Annotated in this window: 23 protein-coding genes; 3 read left to right on the top strand and 20 right to left on the bottom strand. The window is 67.2% G+C overall.

Features of this window, described 5'->3' with window-relative positions; all coding sequences use genetic code 11:
- Nucleotides 1-95 precede the first annotated feature (95 nt).
- Entirely contained in the window at nucleotides 96-518 is a 423-nt protein-coding gene (locus BMZ69_RS21420; RefSeq protein ID WP_092160544.1) for a universal stress protein, read from the top strand.
- A gap of 6 nt (nucleotides 519-524) precedes the next feature.
- Here BMZ69_RS21420 and BMZ69_RS21415 read toward each other — a convergent pair whose 3' ends face one another.
- The 3 genes from BMZ69_RS21415 to BMZ69_RS21405 all read right to left on the bottom strand — a co-directional run bounded on the left by BMZ69_RS21415 (nucleotide 525) and on the right by BMZ69_RS21405 (nucleotide 2,813).
- The gene (locus BMZ69_RS21415) at nucleotides 525-1,124 is read right to left on the bottom strand and encodes a hypothetical protein (protein ID WP_092160541.1); all 600 of its coding nucleotides are present in this window, start codon (nucleotides 1,122-1,124) and stop codon (nucleotides 525-527) included.
- 103 nt (nucleotides 1,125-1,227) lie between these two features.
- Complete coding sequence (locus BMZ69_RS21410; RefSeq protein ID WP_092160539.1) at nucleotides 1,228-2,403, bottom strand: vWA domain-containing protein; 1,176 nt, start codon at nucleotides 2,401-2,403, stop codon at nucleotides 1,228-1,230.
- Between the two features lie 137 nt (nucleotides 2,404-2,540).
- Nucleotides 2,541-2,813 carry an HU family DNA-binding protein gene (locus tag BMZ69_RS21405; protein ID WP_092160536.1) on the bottom strand — a complete coding sequence of 91 codons (273 nt, stop codon included), beginning with the start codon at nucleotides 2,811-2,813 and terminating at the stop codon, nucleotides 2,541-2,543.
- Nucleotides 2,814-3,094: 281 nt separating this feature from the next.
- Between BMZ69_RS21405 and BMZ69_RS21400 the strand changes: the two genes are divergently transcribed.
- Nucleotides 3,095-4,336 carry a flavin-dependent oxidoreductase gene (locus BMZ69_RS21400; RefSeq protein ID WP_092160533.1) on the top strand — a complete coding sequence of 414 codons (1,242 nt, stop codon included), beginning with the start codon at nucleotides 3,095-3,097 and terminating at the stop codon, nucleotides 4,334-4,336.
- 7 nt (nucleotides 4,337-4,343) lie between these two features.
- Here the strand turns inward: BMZ69_RS21400 and BMZ69_RS21395 are convergent, their stop codons facing one another.
- From BMZ69_RS21395 to xdhA, 17 genes are all read right to left on the bottom strand, one after another.
- A complete protein-coding gene (locus BMZ69_RS21395) occupies nucleotides 4,344-5,324 on the bottom strand; it encodes a glycerophosphodiester phosphodiesterase family protein (RefSeq protein ID WP_092160531.1) in 981 nt (326 codons plus the stop codon).
- Between the two features lie 61 nt (nucleotides 5,325-5,385).
- Nucleotides 5,386-5,766, bottom strand: a complete 381-nt coding sequence (locus BMZ69_RS21390; protein ID WP_092160527.1) for a PilZ domain-containing protein — start codon at nucleotides 5,764-5,766, stop codon at nucleotides 5,386-5,388.
- A 99-nt stretch (nucleotides 5,767-5,865) separates the two neighbouring features.
- Nucleotides 5,866-6,324 carry a cupin domain-containing protein gene (locus tag BMZ69_RS21385; protein WP_092160664.1) on the bottom strand — a complete coding sequence of 153 codons (459 nt, stop codon included), beginning with the start codon at nucleotides 6,322-6,324 and terminating at the stop codon, nucleotides 5,866-5,868.
- A complete protein-coding gene (gene eutC, locus BMZ69_RS21380) occupies nucleotides 6,324-7,139 on the bottom strand; it encodes an ethanolamine ammonia-lyase subunit EutC (protein WP_139219138.1) in 816 nt (271 codons plus the stop codon). Before eutC ends, BMZ69_RS21385 begins: the two co-directional genes overlap by 1 nt.
- Before the next feature lie 29 nt (nucleotides 7,140-7,168).
- The gene (locus tag BMZ69_RS21375; protein ID WP_092160523.1) at nucleotides 7,169-8,557 is read right to left on the bottom strand and encodes an ethanolamine ammonia-lyase subunit EutB; all 1,389 of its coding nucleotides are present in this window, start codon (nucleotides 8,555-8,557) and stop codon (nucleotides 7,169-7,171) included.
- Between the two features lie 26 nt (nucleotides 8,558-8,583).
- On the bottom strand, nucleotides 8,584-9,282 hold the full coding sequence (locus BMZ69_RS21370; RefSeq protein ID WP_092160492.1) for an ABC transporter ATP-binding protein: 699 nt from the start codon (nucleotides 9,280-9,282) through the stop codon (nucleotides 8,584-8,586).
- A 162-nt stretch (nucleotides 9,283-9,444) separates the two neighbouring features.
- Complete coding sequence (locus BMZ69_RS21365; RefSeq protein WP_092160490.1) at nucleotides 9,445-10,194, bottom strand: ABC transporter ATP-binding protein; 750 nt, start codon at nucleotides 10,192-10,194, stop codon at nucleotides 9,445-9,447.
- Complete coding sequence (locus BMZ69_RS21360) at nucleotides 10,187-11,179, bottom strand: branched-chain amino acid ABC transporter permease (RefSeq protein WP_092160488.1); 993 nt, start codon at nucleotides 11,177-11,179, stop codon at nucleotides 10,187-10,189. The genes BMZ69_RS21365 and BMZ69_RS21360 overlap by 8 nt, the downstream gene beginning before the upstream one ends.
- A complete protein-coding gene (locus BMZ69_RS21355; RefSeq protein ID WP_092160485.1) occupies nucleotides 11,176-12,102 on the bottom strand; it encodes a branched-chain amino acid ABC transporter permease in 927 nt (308 codons plus the stop codon). Before BMZ69_RS21355 ends, BMZ69_RS21360 begins: the two co-directional genes overlap by 4 nt.
- Nucleotides 12,103-12,299: 197 nt before the next feature.
- Nucleotides 12,300-13,469 carry an ABC transporter substrate-binding protein gene (locus BMZ69_RS21350; protein WP_092160483.1) on the bottom strand — a complete coding sequence of 390 codons (1,170 nt, stop codon included), beginning with the start codon at nucleotides 13,467-13,469 and terminating at the stop codon, nucleotides 12,300-12,302.
- Nucleotides 13,470-13,732: 263 nt separating this feature from the next.
- A complete protein-coding gene (locus tag BMZ69_RS21345; RefSeq protein ID WP_092160481.1) occupies nucleotides 13,733-14,806 on the bottom strand; it encodes a BMP family ABC transporter substrate-binding protein in 1,074 nt (357 codons plus the stop codon).
- A gap of 32 nt (nucleotides 14,807-14,838) precedes the next feature.
- A complete protein-coding gene (locus BMZ69_RS21340; RefSeq protein ID WP_092160479.1) occupies nucleotides 14,839-15,762 on the bottom strand; it encodes an ABC transporter permease in 924 nt (307 codons plus the stop codon).
- Nucleotides 15,759-16,835, bottom strand: coding sequence for an ABC transporter permease (locus BMZ69_RS21335; protein ID WP_092160477.1), 1,077 nt, complete (start codon nucleotides 16,833-16,835; stop codon nucleotides 15,759-15,761). Before BMZ69_RS21335 ends, BMZ69_RS21340 begins: the two co-directional genes overlap by 4 nt.
- Entirely contained in the window at nucleotides 16,828-18,387 is a 1,560-nt protein-coding gene (locus tag BMZ69_RS21330) for an ABC transporter ATP-binding protein (protein ID WP_092160475.1), read from the bottom strand. The genes BMZ69_RS21335 and BMZ69_RS21330 overlap by 8 nt, the downstream gene beginning before the upstream one ends.
- Nucleotides 18,371-19,237 carry a xanthine dehydrogenase accessory protein XdhC gene (xdhC, locus tag BMZ69_RS21325; protein WP_092160662.1) on the bottom strand — a complete coding sequence of 289 codons (867 nt, stop codon included), beginning with the start codon at nucleotides 19,235-19,237 and terminating at the stop codon, nucleotides 18,371-18,373. Before xdhC ends, BMZ69_RS21330 begins: the two co-directional genes overlap by 17 nt.
- Before the next feature lie 247 nt (nucleotides 19,238-19,484).
- The gene (gene xdhB / locus BMZ69_RS21320; protein WP_092160473.1) at nucleotides 19,485-21,833 is read right to left on the bottom strand and encodes a xanthine dehydrogenase molybdopterin binding subunit; all 2,349 of its coding nucleotides are present in this window, start codon (nucleotides 21,831-21,833) and stop codon (nucleotides 19,485-19,487) included.
- Nucleotides 21,826-23,301 carry a xanthine dehydrogenase small subunit gene (gene xdhA, locus BMZ69_RS21315; protein ID WP_092160470.1) on the bottom strand — a complete coding sequence of 492 codons (1,476 nt, stop codon included), beginning with the start codon at nucleotides 23,299-23,301 and terminating at the stop codon, nucleotides 21,826-21,828. Before xdhA ends, xdhB begins: the two co-directional genes overlap by 8 nt.
- Nucleotides 23,302-23,418: 117 nt before the next feature.
- Between xdhA and guaD the strand changes: the two genes are divergently transcribed.
- Nucleotides 23,419-24,744, top strand: a complete 1,326-nt coding sequence (gene guaD / locus BMZ69_RS21310; RefSeq protein ID WP_244543463.1) for a guanine deaminase — start codon at nucleotides 23,419-23,421, stop codon at nucleotides 24,742-24,744.
- Nucleotides 24,745-24,769: the final 25 nt, after the last annotated feature.

Genomic DNA, 24,769 nt, shown 5'->3' with positions numbered 1-24,769 from the left:
CTTCCCTTGGGAGAATGTGCTCCGACATAGTGTGTAGGCGTCGGTTCCGATCGTTCGACCATGCGGCCGGGCGGGCCACGCCGGAGGAGGATGCGATGTACAAATCGATTCTGGTACCGGTCGATCTCGCCGAGGCAGAGCTGGCAGGCCCTGCCATCACCGCGGCCGAGGGCTTCGCGGTCCAGTCCGAGGGCTCGATCAGGCTGGTCTATGTCCGCTCGCTGGTGCCGATTACCTATATGGAATTCGTGCCGGCCGATTTCGACGCCGGCCAGCAGTCCGAATCCGAAGCCAAGCTCGCCGAGATCGCTGCCAAGGTGAATCTGCCGGCCGAGCGCGTCTCGGCCAAGGTCCTGGTCGGCTCGGTCCATGGCGAGGTGCTGGCAGAGGCCGACGCCAGCGGCGCCGACCTGATCGTCATCGGCTCGCACGAGCCCGGCATGCTCGCCTATGTCATCGGCTCCAACGCCTCGACCATCGTCAGGCGGGCGAAATGCTCGGTGCTGGTGGTTCGATAGCGAAACTCAGGCTGGCTGCCGGCCCGGGACGAGATCGTCGGGGACTTCGCCGGCCGCGAGGTCCCGCGGTCGGTTGAGCCTGATCATCGGCCAGACCTGCCAGAACGAGGCCGCCGCCAGCACGAGCCCGAGCCCGGCGGCGGTGGGCGCGCCTTGCTGCAAGGCGCGCAGGCTGAAGAAGGTCAGCATCACCATCGCGCCTCCGCCGGCCAGCGTCAGCGCCAGCCAGAGCAGATAGGGCTTGCCGGCGAGGAAGCGCGCCCGGGGATTGGCGCGCGTGATCGCAGCGGACAGGGCCGCGACGAAGGCGTGGTAGCGCGCATCGTCGCGTTCCATGTCGGTGAGCGAGCGCCAGGACAGGTTGCCGAAGGTGATGCTCTTGCCGTCGCTCAAGCGCAGCTGGGTCCGGAAGCCCTTCGCCGAGACATTGCTCGGCGCATAGATGAAGCGCACCTGCTCGACGGCGGAGAGCCTGACCTGGTCGACCTTGCGGGTCGAATCGATCTCCAGCACGTCGCCCTTGAGCCGATAGGCGATCTCGAAGCCGATCGGCCGTGGCCGCTGGCGCCAGAAGGGCAGGGTTGTATCGTCGTTGGCGAGGCTCATATCGGCATGCTCTAGCCGTCATTGTCGGGCAGAGCAAAGTGGGGACCCGAGAAGCTCCTGAAAGAGATGCTTGGGTCGAGCCCGAGCATGACGAATCTGCCGTCTATCGTGTAAGCGCCTTCATCGCACCGTCCAGGCCATCAAGCGTCAGCGGAAACATCCGCCCGCCCATCAGCCCGGCGATCTGGCGGATCGACTGGGTGTAGCCCCACAGATTCTGCTGCACCGGGTTGAGCCAGACCGATTTGCTGAAGCGCTCGGTCAGCCGCCGCATCCAGACCTCGCCGGCCTCCTCGTTCCAGTGCTCGACCGAGCCGCCGGGCATGGCGATCTCATAGGGGCTCATCGAGGCGTCGCCGACGAAGACGAGGCGGTAATCGGCCGGGTAGGTCCGCAGCACGTCGAAGGTCGGGATGATCTGGTCGTGCCGGCGCCGGTTCTCCTTCCAGACCCGCTCATAGGGGCAGTTGTGGAAGTAGAAATGCTCGAAATGCTTGAACTCGGCGCGCGCCGCCGAAAACAACTCCTCGGCCAGCTCGATATGCCAGTCCATCGAGCCGCCGACATCGAGGAAGAGCAGGACCTTGACTGCGTTGTGCCGCTCGGGCCGAAGCTTGACGTCGAGATAGCCGTGCTTGGCAGTCTCGGTGATGGTCTGGTCGAGGTCGAGCTCCTCGGCCGCGCCGGTGCGGGCGAATTTGCGCAGGCGGCGCAGCGCGATCCGCAGGTTGCGCACGCCGAGTTCGCGCGTGTCGTCGAAATCCTTGAACTCGCGCTTGTCCCAGACCTTCACCGCGCGGAAATTGCGGTTCTTGTCCTGGCCGATGCGCACGCCTTCGGGATTGTAGCCATAGGCGCCATAGGGCGAGGTGCCGGCGGTGCCGATCCATTTCGAGCCGCCCTGATGGCGACCCTTCTGCTCGGCGAGACGCTGCTTCAGCGTCTCCAGCAGCTTCTCCCAGCCGAGCGCCTCGATCTGGGCCTTCTCCTCGTCGGTGAGGAACTTTTCGGCGAGCTTGCGCAGCCACTCTTCGGGAATGCCGACCTGCTCGAAGGCCTCGCCAAGCGTCTCGACGCCTTTGAAGACCTCGGCGAAGACGCGATCGAAGCGGTCGAGATGGCGCTCGTCCTTCACCAGGCAGGCACGGGCGAGATAATAGAACTCGTCGACGCGATACTCGGCGAGATCGGCCTCGACGCCTTCGAGCAGCGCCAGATATTCGCGCAAGGTCACCGGGACCTTGGCGGCGCGCAGATCGGTGAAGAGGCGGAGGAACATCGCGCTACTGTGGCTAGCAGCGTCTCAAGGTCAAGCTGCGGCGGCTCGTAAGGCCGTTTAACCGATCAGCTTGCGATGCAGGCTGATCGGTCAAGCGGCCTCCACACGACGCGGGAGCCGCCGCTGTCCGACAAGACTCAGGCGACGGCGTCGGCCAGATCCTTGGTGACCTTGAACTTCACGACCGTCTTGGCCGGGACCTTGATGGTCGCGCCGGTGGACGGGTTGCGGGCCTCACGGGCTTCGCGCTTGGCGGCAGCCAGCTTGCCGATGCCGCCGAGCGTGATGTCGCCGCCCGACTTCAGCGTCTTGGCGACGACGCCGGCGAGCGAGCCGAGAATGGCCGAGACGTCGGCCTTGGTCTTGCCCGTCTCGTCCGCGATCGCGGCGATCAGTTCGTTCTTGGTCATGAAAACCTCCTGAGACCAATGATGTTTAAATTGACGCCACGCCGGACCCCAACGGACTCCGGCGCGTCGCGGCGAATCGACGCGCTTTCGCGCACGAATTCGCCCTTTGACATGCCTGCCGCCGAAACACGACGGCATCGGCCGTACATACGCACAGCAATCGGCTTCGTTCCTGTCAAAAGCCGCGAAATTGCGGCGGTTTTCACCAGCTTTGTGGACCGATTGACAAATCGGGCCGAGTTATTTCAAGTTTGAAATAATTCAGGGGGGCGGAACGCGGCATGAAGGCCATCATCATCGGCGGCGGCATCGGGGGGCTGTCACTGGCCCTGATGCTGCATGCGCGCGGCATCGCCGCGACCGTCTACGAGCAGGCGAGCGAGATCCGCGAGGTCGGCGTCGGCATCAACACGTTGCCGCATGCGATCCGGGAGCTGGCCGAGCTCGGCCTGCTGCCGGCGCTCGATGCGGTGGCGATCCGCACCCGCGAGCTGATCTACATGAACCGTTTCGGCCAGACCGTGTGGCGCGAGCTGCGAGGCCTGCACGCAGGCGCTCCGGTGCCGCAGTTCTCGATCCATCGCGGCCGGCTTCAGGGCGTGATTCGCGATGCCGTGGTCGCGCGGCTGGGAGCCGACGCGATCCGCACCGGCCGGCGCCTGCAAGGATTCCTGCAGGACGAAGGCGGCGTCACCGCGCATTTCGCCGATGCCAAATTGGGCGAGGGCGGCGAGACGGCCCGCGCCGACATCCTGATCGGCGCCGACGGCATCCATTCGACGGTGCGGGCGCATTACTTCCCGAACCAGGGCGGACCGCGCTGGAACGGCGTCCAGATGTGGCGCGGCGCCTGCGACTGGCCGGCCTTCCTCGACGGCGAGAGCATGATCATCGCCGGCGGCATGGCCGGCAAGCTGGTGCTTTATCCGATCGCCGCGGGCAAGACGCCCGGCACGCGCCTGACCAACTGGGTCGTCAACGTCCGCACCGGAGATCCTGCCAAGCCGCCGCCGAAGGAAGCCTGGTCGAAGGCCGGCCGGCTCGAGGACGTGCTGCCTTTCGCCAAGCGCTTCACCGTGCCCGGTGTCGATATCCTCGCCTTGATCCAGGCGAGCGGCACTTTCTGGGAATATCCGATGTGCGATCGCGACCCGCTGCCGCGCTGGACACATGGCCGGGTGACGCTGCTCGGCGACGCTGCCCATCCGATGTACCCGGTCGGCTCCAATGGCGCCTCGCAGGCGATCCTCGATGCCCGCTGCCTCGCCGACCTCCTGGTCAAGGCGGAACACTCACGCCACGCCCTCGCCGCCTATGAGGCGCAGCGCCTGCCGGCGACGGCGGAGATCGTTGCCATGAACCGTGCCGGCGGGCCGGAGCGCGTCATCGACGCGGTCGATGCGCTGGCGCCGAACGGTTTCGACGATGTCGAGCGCGTCCTGTCCTATGGCAAGCGCGAGCAGATCGTGAACGCCTATGCCGGCAAGGCCGGCTTCTCGGCGGCGCAGCTGGCGAAGCGCTGAGGTTGCTTCAGCGCTGCTCCGCCTGCACCAGGGGGGCGATGCGGTCGATCCGGTTGGTCCAGATGCCCGGGATGGGCCGGTCGAGCGCGCTCAGCTCTTCCGCGCGGTCGACCCCGGCCGAGCCGTCGCCGCCGACCAGCGGGCCGGCGACGATGACCTCGCTGCCGGCGGCGCGCATGCGGGCGGTAAACCGCGCCGGCCAGCCCCAGATCCAGCTGACGTAATTGGAGGGGATCAGCAGCAGCTGGCCTTCGCAGGATTGCGGCGTCAGCCCCGCCCAGCCCAGGCCGAGATGATGGATCAGGCAACGCTTCTCCGCTTCCTTGGACATGGTGCGCAAGGTTGGAATGCGCTCGCGCAGCACCGTGATCGGGCGGTCGCCGCCATAGGCCATCAGCCGTGAGAGCTGCGCGGGAGGCAGCTTCAGCAGGCGGTCCGCCAGGGCTTCGCCCTCACGCGGGTCGTTGCTCTTGACGTTGATCAGCAGGCGCCGATCAGGAAAGTGCGCCAGCACTTCGTCGAGCGACGGCACCAGGCCGATGCCCTTGCCGCGAAACGGATAGGTCTTGCCGCCATCGGCCGTGTAGCCATGGCCGATGTCGAGCGCCTTGAGCTCGGCCAGCGTCTTTTCGCGGGTGACGCCCGTGCCGTTCGTGCGGCAGTCCAGCGTCCAGTCATGGATCACGGCGAACTGGCCGTCGGTGGTCGGATGGATGTCGAACTCGACGATATCCGCGCCGGCCGCGAAGGCCGCTTCCATGGAGGCGAGGGTGTTCTCCAGATAGGAATGCTCCGGCGGATTGATCCGGCTCGCCGTGCAGGTCGTGTCGGTGACGCCACTCGATGGATAGGTCTGAGCCAGCCCGCGATGCGCCAACAGGATAGGGCGGTCCGTCGTCCCCGATGCCAGCAGCGAAGTGTTCTGCACGAAGGTGGTGACGCCCAGAGCGGCGGCCACTGCGCCGGCGGCAAGCCAGAATCGTTTCATCGCTATCCCCTCGAAGCGGGCGCGATGTCTGCTTTGAAAGCCGGCAAAATTCAGCCGGAACTCAGGCGCCTTCCGTCAACTCGACGATGCGCGCCTTGAGCGTTGCGTTTTCCTGTTCGAGCTGGCGCAGGCGCCGCGCTAGGTCGAGCGGAACCGGCGCTTCATCCTGCTTTGCGACGGCGCCGAAGGAGACGCCGATGCGCCCGCCGTCTCGCCAGCGGCTGCGCACCATCCGGCTTTCCCGCTTCACCGGAAAATAGAGCTCGAACAGCTCCGGCAGGGCGACGCTATCCGGGAACACCAGCAGCGCGCCGTCTTCCGACAAATTGCGGACCGTGCAGTCCAGCGTCGACTGGCGCTGGTTGAAGATGACCTTGCCACCGATCAGGGTCCGGGTCCGGGCGGATCGGCGGCGTTCGGAGATAGCGGTTTCGGCGGGCATGGTCCTGGCCCTTGTTCCAGCTCAGGTTGAGACAATGCCCGTTCATGCCCGCGGTTGCAGCAGTAAGCTTCCTTTAACCTTAACCCCGCTGTGCCGTTCTCATGCGCCTTCGGGCGGCGGCGGCAGGAAGTCGATCTCGTAGCGCGCCGACAGGGCGACGACCTCGGCCGGGTTCTGCTCCTTCATCGAATGGATCGCCCAGAACAGATCGTAGAGCCGCCCCGTGGGCGCGACCCAGAACAGGCACTTCACCGGCGCGTCGCTCTTGTTGAACAGGCCGTGCGGGATGTTGCGCGGCAGCTTGATCAGATCGCCGGGCAGGGCATGCGATTCCTGGCCGTCGAGCACGAGGTCGAGACGGCCTTCGAGCATGTAGATGAACTCGTCCTGCGTCGGATGGATGTGCGGCGGCACGAAGGTGCCGGGCGGGAAGGTGGCGTGCCAGGAAAAGCTGTCCTCGCTCAGCATCTTCGGCACATAGGTCTGACCGAGGATGTTCCAGGAGATCGCGTCGATCCCTTCATTGGCCTTGGTCACGCCGGCGGTCAGAGGCTTCATCATCGGTCTCCTTTTTGAGTCATGTCAGGGGAAATGGGGGGCGGTTCTGCGCCCGGGCCTGAGCCGGCAATCGTGGACTTGCCGGCCGTGCCCGCCTCCAGGGCGAAGTCGCTCTCGTCCTTGAGGCCGACTCCGGTCAGCGAACGGCGGAAAGCCTCCGCGATCAGCCACGACAGCCTGAAGGCTGCATGCTCATAGGCGAGGCCGCCCGGGCGGATGTTCGAGATGCAGTTGCGGTTGGCGTCGGTCAGGCCGGCTCGCGGCGCAAAGGTGAGATAGGCGCCGAGCGAATCCGGCGAGGACAGGCCGGGCCGCTCGCCGATCAGCACGGCGACGGCGCGTGCTCCGAGCGCCTCGCCGATCTCGTCGCCGAGCGCGACCCGTGCCTCGCGCGCGACGACGGTCGGAGCGAGCCGCAGCCCCTGCCGCGCCAGCAATGGCAGCAGCGCCGCGACGAAGGGAGCGATATTTTGATGGACCGCCGTCGAGGAGAGCCCATCCGCGACGATGATCGCCAGATCGAAGTCGCCGCGTCGTGCCGTCAGCGCCTCGCGGCTCTCGGAGGAGAGCTTCCGCCCGAGATCGGGCCGGCGCAGATACTCCTCACGCGAGTCCACAGCGCTGCGGACTTGGATCACCTCCAGGCCGAGCTGCGTAAGCCGGCCGGCCACACCCTCGGCATCGAAAGGCGCATGCACCGCATCGCGGGCCTGGGCATGGGCCATGCCGAAGCGAAGCAGTTCGCGCGTTGGCAAGGAGGCGCCGGAACGGCCGAGCGCGATGCGGGCCGGCGTGAGCCGCGTCAGCTCGGCCAACGGCCGTACTCCTGGTTTCGGCTCCTCGCTCACGCTGCCCTGCCCGGTATCGCTGCAAGAAGGGCCTGCCCACCTTGCGTCGCGCTCAGGCGCCCGGCCGCATCGGTGATGTCCATGCGCTGCAACCAGGCCTCGAATTCCGGCGCGCGCTTCAGGCCGAGAACCTCGCGGATGTAGAGCTGGTCGTGGAAGGAGGTCGACTGGTAGTTCAGCATGACGTCGTCGGCGCCGGGAACGCCCATGATGAAATTGACGCCGGCCGTGCCCAGCAGGGTCAGCAGCGTGTCCATGTCGTCCTGATCGGCCTCGGCATGATTGGTGTAGCAGATGTCGCAACCCATCGGCACGCCGAGCAGCTTGCCGCAGAAATGGTCCTCCAGCCCGGCCCGGATGATCTGCTTGCCGTCATAGAGATATTCCGGCCCGATGAAGCCGACGACGGTATTGACCAGCAGCGGCTCGTAAGCCCGGCAGACGGCATAGGCGCGCGCTTCCAGCGTCTGCTGGTCGACGCCGTGATGAGCGTTGGCCGACAGGGCGGAGCCCTGGCCCGTCTCGAAATACATGACGTTGTCGCCCAGCGTGCCGCGCTTCAGCGAGCGGCCCGCCTCCATGCCCTCTTGCAGAACGGAAAGGTCGACGCCGAAGGAGGTGTTGGCGGCCTGCGTGCCCGCGACAGACTGGAAAACGAGATCGACCGGCGCGCCTTGCCCGATCAGGGCGATGGAGCTGGTGACATGCGTCAGCACGCAGCCCTGCGTCGGGATGTCGAAGCGCGCGATCAGCTCGTCGAGCAGGCGCAGCAGCTCGCCGATCCGGCCGAGGCTGTCCGAGGCGGGATTGATGCCGATCACCGCATCGCCGCAGCCATAGCTCAGCCCGTCTATGGTCGAGGCGAGGATGCCGGCGGCGTCGTCGGTCGGGTGGTTGGGCTGGAGGCGCACGGCGAGCCGCCCGGGCAGGCCGAGCGTATTGCGGAAACGGCTGACGACCCGGCATTTGCGCGCAACCAGGATCAGGTCCTGGTTGCGCATCAGCTTCGACACCGCCGCCGCCATCTCCGGCGTGATGCCTGGAGCGAGGCGCGCCAGCACTTCGCTCGTCGCGGCATCGGAGCAGAGCCAGTCGCGGAACTCGCCGACCGTCAGCGTGGCGACCGGCGCGAAAGCGGCTGCCTTATGCGTGTCGAGGATGAGGCGCGTGACCTCGTCCTCCTCATAGGGGATCAGCGCTTCGTGCAGGAAGGTCCGCAGAGGCACGTCCGCCAGCGCGATCCGCGCCGCCATCATCTCCTGCATGCTGCCGGCGGCGAGCCCGGCCAGCTGATCGCCCGAGCGCAGCGGCGTCGCCTTCGCCATCAGCTCGCGGAGATCGGCGAAGACATGGCTCGTTCCACCGGCGGCGACGCGATAGCCCATTTGCCTGTCTCCCTCTCCAGCTCGCGCTACAGATGCAGGAAGCGGTCCTTGACTGCGCTGTCGCTGCGCAGATCGTCGCTGCTGCCGCGCCAGGCGACGCGGCCCTTCTCCAGCACGATATGCCGGTCGGCGAACTTCGCCAGCGCGTCGACGTTCTTGTCGATCACCAGGATCGACTCGCCCTCGGCCTTGAGCGCCGCCAGGCAGGACCAGATCTCCTGGCGGATGATCGGCGCCAGCCCTTCCGTCGCCTCGTCGAGGATGACGAGCTTGGGATTGGTCATCAGCGCCCGGCCGATCGCCAGCATCTGCTGCTCGCCGCCGGAAAGCTGGTTGCCGCGATTGGCCTTGCGTTCCTTCAGCCGCGGCAGGAAGGCGTAGACGCGCTCCAGCGTCCAGCGCGCCGGGCCAAAGCGGCTGGCGGCGGTGGCGATCAGGTTTTCCTCGACCGAGAGCGTCGGGAAGACCTGCCGCCCTTCGGGGACGAGGCCGATGCCGGCTTGCGCCAGCCGGAACGGGGCGCTGCCGGTGAGGTCGACGCCGCCGAAGCTGACGCGGCCGGCGCGGGGCCGGACCAGCCCCATGATGGCGCGCACCGTCGTGGTCTTGCCCATGCCGTTGCGGCCGAGCAGGGTCACGACCTCGCCGGCCCCGACCGAAAGATCGACACCGAACAGGATCTGCGCCTCACCATAGCCGGCATCGAGATTTTCGACCGTCAGCATGGTGCGGGCTCGTTCTCTGTCATTCCGGGGCGCGCAGCGAACCCGGAACCCATGACCGGGCGAGCGCGATCGTTCATGGTCGTCATGGTCTCACCCGGTCGTGGGTTCCGGGTTCTTCGCTGCGCGAAGCCCCGGAATGACAAGGGGTGACGTCGTCGGTCATCAGCCCTCCTCGCCGAGATAGGCTTCACGCACGGCCGGATCGGCCCTGACGGCGGCCGGATTGCCCGAGGCGATGACGCGGCCATAGACCAGCACGCTGACCGTATCGGCGAGCGCGAACACCGCCTCCATGTCGTGCTCGACCAATAGCATGGCGTAGCGCCCCTTCAGGCTCCTGAGCAGGGCGATCAGGCGCTCGCCTTCCTCCTTGCCGACGCCGGCGAGCGGCTCGTCGAGCAGGATCGCCGCCGGCTCCAGCGCCAGCGCCATGGCGATCTCCAGCGCCCGCTTCTCGCCATGCGACAGGCTGCCGGCCGGGACATGGGCGCGCTCCGACAGGCCGACCGCGTCGAGCGCGGCGCGGGCAGGGCGATTTAGGCGCTCGTCGCTGGCGGCGTTGCGGAAGAGGGAGAGCGGATGGCTCGCCTTGGCCTGGACGCCGAGTGCGACATTCTCCAGCGCCGAGAGCGAGGCGATGGTCGAGGTGATCTGGAAGGTCCGCGCCAGGCCGTGGCGGGCGCGCTTCTCGGCATTGAAGGTCGTGACGTCCTCGCCGCGGAAACGGATCGTGCCGGCATCGGGCGTCAGCATGCCGGAGATCTGATGGACCAGCGTGGTCTTGCCGGCGCCGTTCGGGCCGATCAGCGCATGAAGCTCTCCCGGCGCGACGGCGAGGCTGACGCCGTCGGTGACCTTCAATGCGCCGAAGGACTTGCGGATGCCGTCGAGGACGAGGACCGGCTCAGCCATGGCGCGGGCCCAGCTTGCGCAGCATGCCGACGATGCCGCCGCGGGTGAACAGCACGAACAGCACGATCATCGGCCCGAAGATGACGCGCCAGTGCTCGGTGAGATGCGAGAGCGCATCCTCGGCGATCAGATAGGCGATCGCGCCGATGATCGCGCCATGGAGGGAGCCGACGCCGCCGAGCACCGCCATGAAGATCAGTTCGCCCGAGCGCTGCCAGGACATGAAGGCCGGGCTGACGAACTCGGTGTGGTTGGCGAGGAAGAAGCCGGACAGGCCGGCGAGCATGCCGCTGATCACATAGGCGACGAGGCGCACCTTGTTGACGTCGAAGCCGGTGACGCTGACTCGGACCGGGTTTTCCCGCGCCGCCCTGAGCACCCGGCCGAAGCGCGAGGCGACGAGGCCGCGCACCAGCAGATAGGCACCGGCGAGCGCGATCAGTACGCTGTAATAGAACAAGGTCCGGCTCGCGAACGGGTTGAAGGCGAGCAGGGTGCTCTTTTCATAGAGCGTCAGCCCGTCATCGCCGCCATAGGCCGAGAGCGCCTGCGCCAGGAAGTAGACCATCTGGCCGAAGGCGAGCGTGATCATGATGAAGGCGACGCCGCGCGTGCGCAGGCAGACCGCGCCGGTGATCGCGCCGAACAGAGCGCAGACTGCGAGAATCACTGGCAGGATGACGAGCGCTTCGCTCTTACCCTCGGTGATCATGATGCCGGTGACATAGGCGCCGATGCCGAGGAAGGCCGCATGGCCGAAGGAGACGAGCCCGCCGACGCCGAGGATCAGGTCGAGCGAAAGCGCGGCGATGGCGAAGATCAGCGCCCGCGTCAGCAAGGCAAGCCAGCCGGCCGGCATGCCGAGCGAGACGGCGAGCGGCGCCAGCGCCAGCAGCAGGAACAATATGGCCGGCAGCAGCACCTTGGCGCGCTCGCGCGGCAGCGCGACGCTGGTGACCTCGGCCGTCGTCGTCGCCGAGCTCATGTCCGGCCTCGCGCCGGCAGCAGGCCTTCCGGCCGCACGAACAGCACCACCGCCATCAGGAGGTAGATCAGCATCGAGGACAGCGCGGCGCCGGTCGCCCGCGCCGAGGGGGCACTCATGAACAGCCGCAGCAGGTCGTTCATGAAGGAGCGGCCGAGCGTGTCGACGAGGCCGACGATCAGCGCCGCGACGAAGGCGCCGCGGATCGAGCCGATGCCGCCGATGACGATGACGACGAAGGCGAGGATCAGCACGCTGTCGCCCATGCCGGGCTCGACCGAGAGGATCGGCGCCGCCATCGCCCCGGCGAAGCCCGCCAGCATGGTGCCGAAGGCGAAGACGATCATGAACAGCTTGCGGATATCGACGCCGAGGGCAGAGACCATCGGGGCGTTCGAGGCGCCGGCCCGCAGCAACATGCCGGTGCGGGTCTTCTCGACGATGAACCAGAGCAGGGCGCCGACCGCCAGGCCCGAGCCGATCAGCGCGAAGCGGTAGGTCGGGTAGAGGATGCCGTCCATCAGCGCTACATTGCCGGTGAGGAACTCAGGCAGCGGAACGGAGAGGGGAGCAGCGCCCCAGATCATCTTGACGCTCTGGTTGAGCAGCAGGATCAGCCCGAAGGTCGCCAGCACCTGGTCGAGATGGTCGCGCTCGTAGAGATGGCGGAAGACCATGAATTCGAGGGCGAGGCCGAAGACCAAAGCTGCCGCCAATGCCAGCACGAGGCCGAGCACGAAGGAGCCGGTCAGCGCGACGAAGGTCACGGCGAGATAGGCGCCGAGCATGTACTGCACGCCATGCGCCAGGTTGATGAAGTCCATGACGCCGAAGACCAGGGTCAGCCCTGCCGCCACCAGGAACAGCAGGATGCCGAACTGCAGCCCGTTCAGGATCTGGACGATGAGGAGGCCGGTGGTCATTGCTGGGTCGCGATCGACTGTCCGGAAATGGCGCAGGGAACCCTCTCCTGGAAGGAGAGGGCAGGGTGAGGTGTAGGCCGTCGGACCAGCGCCGCGAGTGCTGACCGTGCGGTCAGGTTAAGGCCAGTGATTTCGCTACGCACACCTCACCCCTACCCCTCTCCTTCCAGGAGAGGGGTTCCCGAGGTTCGGCCGCCCTATTTGAGCGCGCAATCCTTCGCATGCGGGTCGGCGTAGTCCTCGAACACCTTCTGGGCGATCTCGGTCTGGAACTTGCCGTCCGCCCGCTTGGCGACCTTGACCAGGTAGAAGTCCTGGATCGGATAGCCATTGGTGTTGAACTTGAACTTGCCGCGCAGCGAGGTGAAGTCGGCCTTCTTGATCGCGGCGCGCAGCTTGTCCTTGTCGGCGGTGCCGCCGGCGGCCTTGACCGCTGAGTCGATCAGTTGCGCCGCATCGAAGGCCTGCTGGGCATAGGAGCCGGGCACGATCTTGTAGGCCGCTTCATAGGCCGCGACGAACTTCTTCGTCTGCGGGTTGTCCATGTTGGGCGCCCAGGTCATGCCGCCGAACATGCCGACGGCGGCGTCCTGCTGCGCCGGGAGAGTGGATTCGTCGACCGTGAAGGCGGAAAGGAACGGCACCTTGCCGGTGAGGCCGGCCTGCGACCACTGCTTGACGAAGTTGACGCCGAGGCCGCCGGGCAGGAAGGCGAAGACCACGTCGGGCTTGGCCGAGGCGATCTTGGCGAGCTCGGCCGAGAAGTCGAGCGAGGTCAACGGAACATAGACCTCGTCGAGGATCTCGCCCTTGAAGTAGCGCTTGAAGCCGGCGAGCGAGTCCTTACCGGCCTGGTAGTTCGGCGCGATGATGTAGGCCTTCTTATAGTTTTGGTCCTGCGCGTATTTGCCGAGCACCTCGTGGACCTGGTCGTTCTGGTACGAGGTCACGAAGAAGTTCTGGTGGCAGGCCTTGCCGGCCATGGTCGAGGGGCCGGCATTCGGGCTGATCAGGATCGCACCTGAATCCAGCACCGGCTTGGCGATCGCGCCGAGAATGTTCGAGAACACCGGGCCTACCACGAAGTCGACCTTGCCGCCCTCGACGAAGCTGCGGACCTTGCCGACCGCGACGTCGGGCTTGAGCTCGTCGTCGATCACGGTGATCTGCACCGGCACGCCGCCGAGCTTGCCGCCATTCTGGTCGACCGCGAGCTGGAAGCCGTCACGAACCTGCTGGCCGAGCGCGGCCGCAGGGCCGGTCAGCACGCTGACCACGCCGATCTTCAAGGGCTCCTGCGCTTGGGCAGCGGAAAGCCCGAGCGCGAGCACGCCGGCGCTAAGCGACAGAGTGAATTTGAGCGTCATGTCCGATGTCCTCCCGGGACGTGGCAGATGCGACCGCCGGCGGGGTTCCCCATCCCTGTCCGGTGGTGTCGGCAGCCATATTGTTTCAAGCTTAAAATATCTGCAAGGGGGGTCCTGCGGGTAATTTTTGTTCGCGGCTGGAGAGCGTCATTCTCGGGCGGAGCGAAGCGCAGACCCGAGAATCTCAGGACGAGGAGGCGCTGAGAGGAGCCTCCTCCGGCAAGAGATGCTCGGGTCGAGCCCGAGCATGACGCGTCCTTCGCTTACGCCTGCACGCCGTCGACGTACCAGTCCATCTTCGAGAGGATCTCGTCGCTGGCGGTCTCGCCGGCCTTGAGGCGCAGCGTGCCCTTCTGGTCCTTGAGCTCGCCGGTGAAGGGGTGGAGCGTGCCGGCGACGATGCCCTTCTGGACCTCGTCCGCGGCGGCACGGGCGGCCGGCGTGACCGCGTCGTTATAGGGCGCGAGCTTGACCATGCCGTCCTTGATGCCGCCCCAGACGTCGCCGCTCTTCCAGGTCCCGTCCATCGCTTCCTTGACGCGCTTGACGTAATACCCCGACCAGTCGTCGACGATCGCCGAGAGATGGGCCTTGGGAGCGAAGGCCTTCATGTCCGAGGCCTGGCCGAAGGCGAAGACGCCGCGCTGCTCGGCCGCCTGCAGGGCCGCTGCCGAGTCGGTGTGCTGGGTGATCACGTCGCAGCCTTGGTCGATCAGCGCCTTGGCGGCATCGGCTTCCTTGGCCGGGTCGTACCAGGTCGAGGCCCAGATCACCTTGGTCTTGAAGTTGGGGTTCACCTTCTTGGCCGCGAGATGGAAGGCGTTGATGCCCATCACCACCTCGGGGATCGGGAAGGAGGCGATGTAGCCGGCCTGCCCGGACTTCGACATATGCCCGGCGATGGTGCCGATCACGGCGCGGCCCTCGTAGAATCGGGCATTGTAGGTCGCGACGTTCTCGGCGCGCTGATAGCCGGTGGCATGCTCGAACTTGATTTTCGGGAACTGCTTGGCGACCTGGATGGTCGGATTCATGAAACCGAAGGAGGTCGTGAAGATCAGCTGGTCGCCAGCCTGGGCGAGCTGGCGGATGGCGCGCGCCGCATCCGGGCCTTCGGCGACGTTCTCGATGAAGCTGGTCTTGACCTTGTTGCCATAGGCGGCCTCGACCGCCTTGCGGCCCTGGTCGTGGGTCCAGGTCCAGCCATGATCGCCGACCGGGCCGACATAGACGAAGCCGACGCCGAACGGCGCCTGGGCGCGCGCGCCGACCAGCGGCAGGGCCGCGCTGGCGGCGGTGCCGGCGAGAAGGGTGCGGCGGGTGATGATAGCAGACATGATGGTGTTCCCCGTTGTCGGTTGCAGCGCGGTTAGGGCGCCGGGAAAGGCTTGCCGAGGCAGGCGGGCGCGTCGCGCCCGCCGGTTCTCCGTCCTAGCGACATCATGGTCAGAACCACAATCGTCGCAAGGTAGGGGGTCATCGCCAGCACCTCGGGCGCGATGAAGCTGAGGCCGGCCGCCTTGGCCTGCAATTCGAAGGTCGCGACCGCGCCGAAAAGATAGGCGCCGATCAGCAGCCGGCCCGGTTTCCAGGCGGCGAAGACGACGAGGGCGAGCGCGATCCAGCCACGGCCGGCGGTCAGGCGGTCGGCCCACATCGGCGTCAGCGCCAGCGAAAAATAGGCGCCGCCGAGCCCGGCCAGCGCCCCGCCGAAGGCGGTCGCGGCGGTGCGGATCGCCAGCACGCGATAGCCGATCGCATGGGCGGAATCGGCATTCTCGCCGACGGCCCGCAGGATCAGCCCGGCCTTGGTCCGGCGCAGGAACAGGCTGACGGCGAGGACGAGCGCGAGCGATAGGTAGACGATGGCGTCATGACCGACGACGAGGCGCAGCCAGGGATGGGCGGCGTAGTCGGCCGGGAAAAGCGGGCCGAGCCGCGTGATCGTGCGGCCGACGAAGCCGGCCCCGATCAGCGAGGAGGCGCCGATGCCGAAGATCGTCAGCGCAAGGCCCATCGCGACCTGGTTCGAGCCGAGCCCCAGCGTCAGCAGCGCGAAGATCATCGCCGCGGCGACGCCCGCCAGCGTCGCCGCCAGCAAGCCGAGCGGGACGCTGCCCGTGGAGTAGGCCACCGCAAAGCCCGCGACGGCGCCGCACAGCATCATGCCCTCGACGCCAAGATTGAGGACGCCGGCCTTCTCGGTGACGAGTTCGCCCAAGGCCGCGAGCAGGATCGGCGTCGCTGCCGCGGCGAGCGTCATGAAGATCGAGACGAGGATGGCCGCGGTCATGGCGCGCTCCTCGCCGGCCGCGTCTTCCAGGCGAGCCGGTAACGCACCAGCACATCGGTCGCGAGCAGGAAGAACAGCAGCAGCGCCTGGAACATGCCGGTGGCGGCCGAGGGCAGGCGCACCGTGCTCTGGGCGATCTCGCCGCCGACATAGGTCACGGCGAGCACCAGCGCGCCGAAGACGATGCCGGGAGGCGAGAGCCGGCCGAGAAAGGCCACGATGATCGCGGTGAAGCCGTAGCCCACCGGGAATTGTGGAGTGAGCTGGCCGAAGGGTCCGGCCGCCTCGAACAGGCCGGCAAGCCCGGCAAGCCCGCCGCCGGCGAGCAGCGCCGCCCAGGTGACGCGGTTGGCATCGAAGCCGCCATGGCGAGCGGCGGCAGGGGCCCGCCCGACGACGCGGACGGCATAGCCGGCGACGGTCTTAGCCATCACGAACCAGGCGATCAGCGCGAGCAGGACGGCGAGCGGCACGCCGAGATGGACGAGCGAGCCTTCCGCGACCGCAGGCAGCGTCTGGGAGGCGCTGAACATCCTAGTCTGCGGGAAATTGAAGCCGTCCGGGTCCTTCCACGGGCCGCGCACGAGGTAATACAGGAACTGCACCGCGACATAGGTCAGCATCAGGCTGGTCAGGATCTCGCTGACCTGCAGCCTGACTTTCAGCAGGGCAGGGAGCGCTGCCCAGGCCGCGCCGCCGATAATCCCGGCGAGCGCCATCGCCGGCAGGATCCACCAGCCCGTCATGTCATGGGTCAGGAGCGCAACGCCGGTGCCGGCGATCGCACCCATGACGTACTGCCCCTCGGCGCCGATGTTCCAGACATTGGCGCGAAAGCCGATAGCGAGGCCGAGCGCGATCATGATCAAGGGCGCTGCCTTGACGCCGAGATCGGCCCAGCGCTGCGGCTCGACCAGCGGCGTGATGAAGATCGCCGTGACTGCGCGCAGGCCGTCATAGCCGATCGCGCCGAAGACCAGCATGCCCGTCAGCATGGTCAGCCCGACCGCGATCAGCGGGCTGAGGTACAGCATCGCCTTGCTGGGCTCGCGCCGGCGCCGCCACTCAAGCATGCGCGGGCTCCCCGGGCTGGCTCTCGCCGTGAATGCCACCCATCATCAGGCCGATCTCTTCGAGCTTGAGCTCGGGGACTGGCCGCGCCTGCGACAGCCGGCCTTCATTGATGACGCAGAGCCGGTCGGAGAGCTCGAGCAATTCGTCGAGATCCTGCGAGATCACCACGATGGCCGAGCCTTGCGCGGCGAGATCGACCAAGGCCTGTCGGATCGCCGCAGCGGCGCCGGCATCGACGCCCCAGGTCGGCTGCGCCACCACCAGCACGTCCGGACGCTGCCCGATCTCGCGGCCCATGATGAATTTTTGGAGGTTGCCGCCGGAGAGCGAGCCGGCCAGTGCCGCTGGACCCGTGGTACGTACGTCGAACCGAGCGATGACATCCTTCGCATAAGCCTCGACCGGCCCTTGCCGGATCACGCCCGATGGCGCGAGTGGCAGGCGATGGCGCGCAGTCAGCACGACGTTCTCGGCGAGCGAGAACTCGGGCACGGCGGCGTGGCCGTTGCGCTCCTCGGGCACGCAGGCGAGGCCGGCGGCGCGGCGGGCGCCGGCATCGGCCAGGCCGATCGGCTGGCCGTCGAGCCGGATCGCCTCATTGCGGGAGGCGAGATGCTCGCCCGAAAGCGCCATCAGCAATTCGGCTTGGCCATTGCCGGCGACGCCGGCGATGCCGAGGATCTCGCCGGCCTGGGCGGAGAAGGAGATGGCCTTCAGGCTTGTGCCGAAAGGCGGCTCGCCCGGCATGTCGAGCTTCTCGACCGAAAGCCGGGCCGCGCCGGCCTTACCGTCACCAGCCGGCCGCTCGATGCTCTTCAGCTCCGCGCCGATCATCAGTTCGGCCATGCGTCGCGTCGTTTCGACACGCGGATCGCAGGTCGCGACCACCTGGCCGCCGCGCAGGATGGTGGCGCCCTCGCACAGCGCTTTGATCTCGTGCAGCTTGTGGCTGATGTAGAGGATCGAGCAGCCCTCGCTGGCAATCTGGCGCAGCGTCTCGAACAGGCGCTCGACCTCCTGCGGCGTCAGCACCGAGGTCGGCTCGTCCATGATCAGCAGCTTCGGCTTCTGCAGCAGGCAGCGCACGATCTCGATGCGCTGGCGCTCGCCGACCGAGAGCGTATGCACCTCGCGGTCCGGGTCGAGCGGCAAAGAATAGCTGTCGAGGATCGCCTTGATCCGCGCCTTCAGCGCCTCGGCAGGCATGGTCTCGTCGAGGCCGAGCGCGATGTTCTCCAGCACGGTCATGCCATCGAACAGCGAGAAATGCTGGAAGACCATGCCGATACCGAGCTTGCGCGCCGCCTTGGGCGAGGCGATCTCGACCGGGCGGTCGTCGAAGCTGATCTGCCCTTCGTCGGCACGCTGCACGCCATAGATGATCTTGACCAGGGTCGACTTGCCGGCGCCGTTCTCGCCGAGCAGGGCATGGATCTCGCCGGGGCGTACGGACAGGCTGATGTCCTGATTGGCCTTCACGCCCGGAAAGCTCTTCGAGACATGGGCGAGCGCCAGGCGCGAAGGTGCCGTCTGGTCAGGCGGCTGCGTCATGGCGGTTCCGTGGCCTCGCTCGTCCCGTGGCAGACCTCCCCGCGAGGCCTGCCTTCTCGCCAAGCAAGCAACGCACCAGCTCGGCACTCGTCAAGGCGGCGATGACCTCCGGACGCTTGTCATGCACATCCGATCCGCCGATCGGGCAGGTGAGCCCGGCCAGCGCCTCGCTGCCGGGATGGCGGCGGCGGAAGCTAACCTCGAAGCGGGAGCGCTTCGTGCTTGAGCCGATCATGCCGACATAAGCGGCATCGCCGCGCAGCAGCGCCGCCTCGGTGAGGCGATAATCGAGCGCATGGCTATGGGTCAGGGTGACAAAGGCCGAGCCCGGCCGCGCAGTGGCCAGCGCGGTCTCGGGATCGTCGAGCTGCAGGCAGGCGACGGTCGCGGGCACCTCGCCGAACTGGCCAGGACGATCGTCGATCAATGTAACGGCGACCGGCAGCAGAGCGAGGCTCCGCGCCAGGGCCTTGCCGGTGTGGCCGGCGCCGAAGATCAGCACTTGTGGCCGCTCGGCCGCTGCTTTCGCCTCGTCCTCTCTCAGCGCTTCCAGATGGGCGGCGGTCGCCGGCTCCATCGCGACCCGCACGCGCCCGCCGCAGCACTGACCCATTTGCGGGCCGAGCGGGATGTCGATCAGCTGCTGCGGCCCGCCGCTGTCGCGCAGGGCGCGGGCGAGGTCGATGCAGTGGAATTCGAGCTGGCCGCCGCCGATGGTGCCGGCGCTACCGTGCGCGCTGACGATCATCGTCGCGCCGGCCTCGCGCGGCGTCGAGCCCTGGGCCTCCGTGATGCGGACGATGACGGCGCCTTCGGTGAGGCTAGCGGCGAGGAAGTTGGCGGGGGTCATGATCGCCTGACCCATAAGGGCGCGGGGAACCCCTCCCCTTTGTGGGGAGGGGCAGGGGTGGGGGGCGGAAAGTCGGGGCGAGTTCGCTGGAAGCTGGGCCGAGCCGCTTCTACAAGCCATCGCTCACCCAGTCGTTCGCCCCCCATCCCCATACCCTTCCCCACAAGGGGGAAGGGAGGAGCCCATGTGAGCAGCCGTGCGCGGGGCAAGTCCTCCGGGAGAGGGGATCTCGCGGGCACCTTCACGATCATCGCCCGCCCTCCGCCAGGGCCCGCACTCGCTCGACCGCATCGAGCACCCGTTCGGGCGTCGCCGGCGCATCGAGCTGCGGACAGAAGCGATGATCGCCGACGCTGGCGACCGCATCGGAGAGCGCGTGCAGCACGCTGATCGCCAGCATCAGCGGCGGCTCGCCCACCGCCTTGGAGCGATGGATGGTGTGCTCGCGATTGGGCGCCTTCTCCAAGAGCGCGACGTTGAAAATGCGCGGCCGGTCGGAGGCGACCGGGATCTTGTAGGTCGAAGGCGCGTGCGTCCTGAGCCGCCCCTTCTCGTCCCAGACCAGCTCCTCGGTGGTCAGCCAGCCCATGCCCTGGACGAAGCCGCCCTCGATCTGGCCCTTGTCGATCGCCGGGTTCAGCGAGTTGCCGCAGTCGTGCAGGATGTCGACGCGTTCGACCTTGTACTCGCCGGTCAGGGTGTCGATCGCGACCTCGGCCGCGGCGGCGCCATAGGCGAAATAGTAGAACGGATGGCCGCGTCCGGCCTTGCGATCCCAATGGATCTTCGGCGTTGCATAGAAGCCCGTGGCCGAGAGTTGCACGCGGGCCATGTAGGCCGCCTTGATCAGCTCGGCGAAGCCGATCTCGCGGGCGCCGACCTGGACTCGTCCGGGGAGGAAGGCGATCGCCTCGGGTTTTTCCTGCCAGTGCCTGGCCGCGAAGGCGACGAGCCGCTGCTTGATCGTCTCGCAGGCATCGAGCGCCGCCATGCCGTTGAGGTCGGAGCCGGAGGAGGCGGCGGTGGCCGAGGTGTTCGGCACCTTTCCGGTCGTCGTCGCGGTGATCTTGATGTCGCCAAGCCCGATGCCGAAGGCCTGCGCCACCACCTGCGCGACCTTCTGATAGAGCCCCTGGCCCATTTCAGTGCCGCCATGGTTCAGCGCCACCGTGCCGTCGGTATAGACATGCACCAGCGCGCCGGCCTGATTGTACCAGGTCGCGGTGAAGGATATCCCGAACTTGACCGGCGTCAGCGCTATGCCGCGCTTGATGATGGGGCTCGTCCGGTTGAAGGCGCGGATCGCCTCCTGGCGGGCGCGGTAGTCGCAGGAATGCTCGAGGTCGTCGATCACCTCGGCCGCGATCATGTCCTCGACCGGCTGGTGATAGGGCGTGGTCTCCCGGCCGTCGCCGCCATAGAGATTGCGTTTCCTCACCTCCAGCGGATCGAGCCCGGTAGCGTAGGCGACCTCCTCGATGAAGCGCTCGGCCCCGACCATGCCCTGCGGCCCGCCGAAGCCGCGGAAGGCGGTGTTAGAGACCGTATGCGTGCGCAAGGGCTCCGAGCGGGCCCGCACCGCCGGATAGAAATAGCAGTTATCCATGTGGAACAACGCCCGGTCCGTCACCGGGCCGGACAGGTCGGCATTCCAGCCGCAGCGCGCGGCATAGACGGCATCGACCGCATGGATGCGGCCGTCATCGTCGAAGCCGATCTCGTAGTCGACGACGAAGTCGTGGCGCTTGCCGGTGATGACCATGTCGTCGTCGCGATCGGGGCGCAGCTTCACCGGCCGATTCAGCTTGCGCGCGGCGAGCGCGGCGACGCAGGCGAAGAGATTGGCCTGCGTCTCCTTGCCGCCGAAGCCGCCGCCCATGCGCCGGACCTCGATCGTCACCGCATGCGCGCCGACGCCGAGCACGTTTGCGACCATGTGCTGGACCTCGCTCGGATGCTGGGTCGAGCACAGCACCAGCATGTCCTGGTCCTCGCCGGGGATGGCGAGCGAGATCTGGCTTTCGAGGTAGAAATGATCCTGCCCGCCGATCGCCATCGAGCCCTTGAGCCGGCGCGGGCTGCCGGCGAGGGCAGCGACGACGTCGCCGCGTTCGAGCTTGAGCGGCTCGGTGACGAGCTCGGAGCCGGCAGCGCGGGCGGCGGCGACGTCGAGCAGCGGAGGTGCTTCGTCATAGGTCGCCTTGGCCAACAGCGCGGCCTGGCGGGCCTGCTCGCGCGTCTCGGCGATGACTGCGAAGAGCGGCTGGCCGTGATGCAGGATGTCCGCCGTCGCGAAGACCGGCTCGTCGTGCTTGTGCGTCGAGGAGATGTCGTTCTCGCCGGGTATGTCGGTGGCGGTAAGGACCGACAGCACGCCCGGCGCTGCTTCGACGGCAGATAGGTCGAGCGAGAGCAGCTTGCCATGCGCGATGGTCGAGAGGCCGATATAGGCATGGGCAAGGCCGGCCGGCTCGGCGATGTCGTCGATGTAGAGAGCTTCACCAGCGACATGCTTCTCGGCTGAATCATGCTTCAACGGCGCGCCGACGATCGGCCGCGTCGCCGTCGCGTCGAGCCGTTTGCGCGCGTCAGCCATGAGCGGCCTCCGCCAGCAGGCCGGCGACGCGGGTAGCGGTATCCGGAGTCGTCGTCTCGATCAGGAAGCGCCGCAGCAGGTTGCCGGCGACCTTGAGCCGGTAGGTGGCCGAAGCCCGCATATCGGTCAGCGGCGTGAAATCCTGGGCGAGGGCGGCGATCGCGGTGGCGATGGTCGCCTCGTTCCAGGAGTGGCCGAGCAAAGCGGCTTCGGCGGCTTTCGCCCGCTTCGGGATGCCGGCCATGCCGCCATAGGCGAGCCGCGCCTCTCTGATGCGGCCGGCCTCGTCCAGTTCCAGATAGAAGGCGCCGCAAACAGCCGAAATATCCTCGTCGAAACGCTTCGAAATCTTCGAGATGTGGAAGAGCGCCCCCGCCGGTAGCTTCGGCACTAGTACCGCCTCGACGAACTCGCCCGGCTGCCGGTCCTGCTTGCGATAGTCGAGGAAGAAGGCTTCGAGCGGGAGTTCGCGGCGCTCGCTGCCCTTGCGCAGCACGAGCGTCGCCCCGAGCGCGATCAGCGCCGGCGGCAGGTCGCCGATCGGCGAGCCGTTCGCGATATTGCCGCCGATCGTGCCGGCATTGCGCACCTGCTCGCCGCCGAAGCGCCGCATCATCTCGTCGAGTTGCGGCGAGATGGTCGCCAGCGCCTCGCGCACCGCGATCTGGTTCGCCATCGCGCCGAAGCGCAGATGGTCGCCTTCGTCGGAGATCCCGCGCAATTCGTCGATGCGGCCAAGAGAGATCACCGGATCGAGTCGGCGCATGCCCTTGGTGACCCAGAGGCCGACATCGGTGGCGCCGGCGACAAGCGTCGCCTGCGGGTGGGTGCTGACGAGCTCGGCCAGTGCATCGACGGTGGCGGGAGCGTAGAAATGGCGCTCGCCATCGCCGATCGAGAGCGTCTCGCCATCCGCGAGCGACTTCAGCCGGGCGATGGTCGCGGGCATCGCTGCGACGAAGCGGTCCTGCTCGCGCTCGGCGGCATCCATGCGCTGTGCGGCGGCGATGATCGGCTCGTAGCCGGTGCAGCGGCACAGGTTTCCGGCGAGCGCGTCCTCGATGCGCTGCACCGAGGGCGCCCGCTCGTTCAGCCAGAGCGCGAAGAGAGACATGACGAAGCCGGGGGTGCAGAAGCCGCATTGCGAGCCATGGCAGTCGACCATTGCCTGCTGCACCGGGTGGAGCGCACCGTCCGACGCCTTCAGATGTTCGACGGTCAGGACATGGCAGCCGTCCAGCGTCGGCAGGAAGCGGATGCAGGCATTGATCGCCTCATAGCGCAGCCGGTCGCCGTCGAGCCGGCCGACGACGATGGTGCAGGCGCCGCAATCGCCCTCGGCGCAGCCTTCCTTGGTGCCGGTGCGGTGCCGGTCGAGCCTGAGCCAGTCGAGCACGGTGCGGGTCGGATCGCAGGAGGCGATCTCGACCGGCTCGTCGCCGAGCAGGAAACGCACGGTCTCACGCATGGCGGCACGGCCGCTCGCAAATCGGATTCATGCCCCAAGATTAGGCACGTTCGCGGCTTGGCCGGAAGCTTTGATTTGGTGCAGATATGATCACGATTTGAGCCGGAGCGGCGAGCCTTGAGCAAAGACGGTGCGGTATCGGCCCTGCGCGGCCGGCTTCTCTGGTTCGTCGGCGATCCGCATCAGATCGGCGAGGTTGCGCACCGTTATGTCGAGGACGGTCTGCTCGTCATCGAGGGCGGCCTGATCAAAGCGGCGGGCGAGGCGAGGGAACTGCTGCCGACGCTGCCGGCCGGCGCGGCCATCATCGATCATCGCCCGCATTTGATCATGCCGGGCTTCATCGACGCCCATATCCACATGCCGCAGACTCAAGTCGTCGCTTCCTATGGCGCGCAACTGATGGAGTGGCTGAACAAGTACACCTTCGTCGAGGAGCAGAAGCTCGCGCAGCAGGGCCATGCGCAGAAGCTCTCGGCTTTCCTGCTCGACGAGCTGCTGGCGAGCGGCACCACCACGGCGGCGGTCTACTGCTCCGTGCACAAGCAGTCGGCCGAGGCCTTCTTCACCGAGTCGCACCGGCGCAACACGCGCATGATCGCCGGCAAGGTGATGATGGACCGCAACGCGCCGCCGGCGCTGACCGACACCGCCGAGAGCGGCTATGCCGACAGCAAGGCGCTGATCGAGCGCTGGCATGGCAAGGGCCGCCAGCTCTATGCGATCACCCCGCGTTTCGCCGTGACCTCGACGCCGGAGCAGATGGCGGCCTCGCAGAGGCTGGTCGCCGAGCATCCCGACTGCTTCGTCCAGACCCATATCAACGAGAACCGGGCCGAGATCGCCTTCGCCAGGGAGCTCTACCCCGACGCCGCCGACTATGCCGGCATCTACGAGGATTACGGGCTGCTGGGCAGGAAGAGCCTGCTCGGCCATTGCATCCATATGACCAAGCGCGAATGGCGGGCCTTCGCGCAGCATGGTGCAATTGCGGTCTTCTGCCCGACCTCGAACCTCTTCCTTGGCTCCGGCCTGTTCGATTGGGCAAGGGCGCGGCATGAGGGCGTCAAGGTCGCGCTCGCTACCGATATCGGCGGCGGCACCTCCTATTCGATGCTGCGCACCATGGCCGAGGCCTACAAGATCCTGCAGCTGCAGGGGCAGTCGCTCTCGGCCTTCGAAGCCTTGCATGCGATCACATTGGGCAATGCCGCCGCGCTCGGGCTCGACGATCTGATCGGTTCGTTCGAGGCGGGGCGCGAGGCCGATGTCGTCGTGCTCGACCCCGCCGCGACGCGGGCGATGGCGCACCGGCTGGAAACGGTGCGCGACCTCGCCGAAGAGCTCTTCGTACTGGTCACGCTCGGCGACGAGCGGAATATCGTCGCGACCTATGTCGCGGGGGAGCGGGTGGTGTACCCGTCATTCTCGGGCGCCGCGTAGCGGTGACCCGAGAATCTCTTGCAGG

This window comes from Allobosea sp. CRIB-10 (assembly GCF_900112185.1).
Lineage (GTDB): Bacteria > Pseudomonadota > Alphaproteobacteria > Rhizobiales > Beijerinckiaceae > Allobosea.
Note: the sequence above shows the minus strand (reverse complement) of the source record. Positions and strands in the feature narration are given on the sequence as shown.

What these genes read in the sequence shown, in the direction of transcription:
- BMZ69_RS21395 (WP_092160531.1), bottom strand. Translation starts at nt 5,324, where the DNA reads ATGAAACGATTCTGGCTTGCCGCCGGCGCAGTGGCCGCCGCTCTGGGC.
- xdhB (WP_092160473.1), bottom strand. Translation starts at nt 21,833, where the DNA reads ATGGCTGACGCGCGCAAACGGCTCGACGCGACGGCGACGCGGCCGATC.
- BMZ69_RS21385 (WP_092160664.1), bottom strand. Translation starts at nt 6,324, where the DNA reads ATGAAGCCTCTGACCGCCGGCGTGACCAAGGCCAATGAAGGGATCGAC.
- BMZ69_RS21365 (WP_092160490.1), bottom strand. Translation starts at nt 10,194, where the DNA reads ATGGCTGAGCCGGTCCTCGTCCTCGACGGCATCCGCAAGTCCTTCGGC.
- BMZ69_RS21335 (WP_092160477.1), bottom strand. Translation starts at nt 16,835, where the DNA reads ATGCTTGAGTGGCGGCGCCGGCGCGAGCCCAGCAAGGCGATGCTGTAC.
- BMZ69_RS21375 (WP_092160523.1), bottom strand. Translation starts at nt 8,557, where the DNA reads ATGGGCTATCGCGTCGCCGCCGGTGGAACGAGCCATGTCTTCGCCGAT.
- BMZ69_RS21345 (WP_092160481.1), bottom strand. Translation starts at nt 14,806, where the DNA reads ATGTCTGCTATCATCACCCGCCGCACCCTTCTCGCCGGCACCGCCGCC.
- BMZ69_RS21355 (WP_092160485.1), bottom strand. Translation starts at nt 12,102, where the DNA reads ATGACCACCGGCCTCCTCATCGTCCAGATCCTGAACGGGCTGCAGTTC.
- xdhC (WP_092160662.1), bottom strand. Translation starts at nt 19,237, where the DNA reads ATGACCCCCGCCAACTTCCTCGCCGCTAGCCTCACCGAAGGCGCCGTC.
- BMZ69_RS21350 (WP_092160483.1), bottom strand. Translation starts at nt 13,469, where the DNA reads ATGACGCTCAAATTCACTCTGTCGCTTAGCGCCGGCGTGCTCGCGCTC.
- BMZ69_RS21390 (WP_092160527.1), bottom strand. Translation starts at nt 5,766, where the DNA reads ATGCCCGCCGAAACCGCTATCTCCGAACGCCGCCGATCCGCCCGGACC.
- BMZ69_RS21340 (WP_092160479.1), bottom strand. Translation starts at nt 15,762, where the DNA reads ATGACCGCGGCCATCCTCGTCTCGATCTTCATGACGCTCGCCGCGGCA.
- BMZ69_RS21400 (WP_092160533.1), top strand. Translation starts at nt 3,095, where the DNA reads ATGAAGGCCATCATCATCGGCGGCGGCATCGGGGGGCTGTCACTGGCC.
- BMZ69_RS21410 (WP_092160539.1), bottom strand. Translation starts at nt 2,403, where the DNA reads ATGTTCCTCCGCCTCTTCACCGATCTGCGCGCCGCCAAGGTCCCGGTG.
- BMZ69_RS21330 (WP_092160475.1), bottom strand. Translation starts at nt 18,387, where the DNA reads ATGACGCAGCCGCCTGACCAGACGGCACCTTCGCGCCTGGCGCTCGCC.
- BMZ69_RS21405 (WP_092160536.1), bottom strand. Translation starts at nt 2,813, where the DNA reads ATGACCAAGAACGAACTGATCGCCGCGATCGCGGACGAGACGGGCAAG.
- BMZ69_RS21420 (WP_092160544.1), top strand. Translation starts at nt 96, where the DNA reads ATGTACAAATCGATTCTGGTACCGGTCGATCTCGCCGAGGCAGAGCTG.
- xdhA (WP_092160470.1), bottom strand. Translation starts at nt 23,301, where the DNA reads ATGCGTGAGACCGTGCGTTTCCTGCTCGGCGACGAGCCGGTCGAGATC.
- BMZ69_RS21415 (WP_092160541.1), bottom strand. Translation starts at nt 1,124, where the DNA reads ATGAGCCTCGCCAACGACGATACAACCCTGCCCTTCTGGCGCCAGCGG.
- BMZ69_RS21370 (WP_092160492.1), bottom strand. Translation starts at nt 9,282, where the DNA reads ATGCTGACGGTCGAAAATCTCGATGCCGGCTATGGTGAGGCGCAGATC.
- BMZ69_RS21360 (WP_092160488.1), bottom strand. Translation starts at nt 11,179, where the DNA reads ATGAGCTCGGCGACGACGACGGCCGAGGTCACCAGCGTCGCGCTGCCG.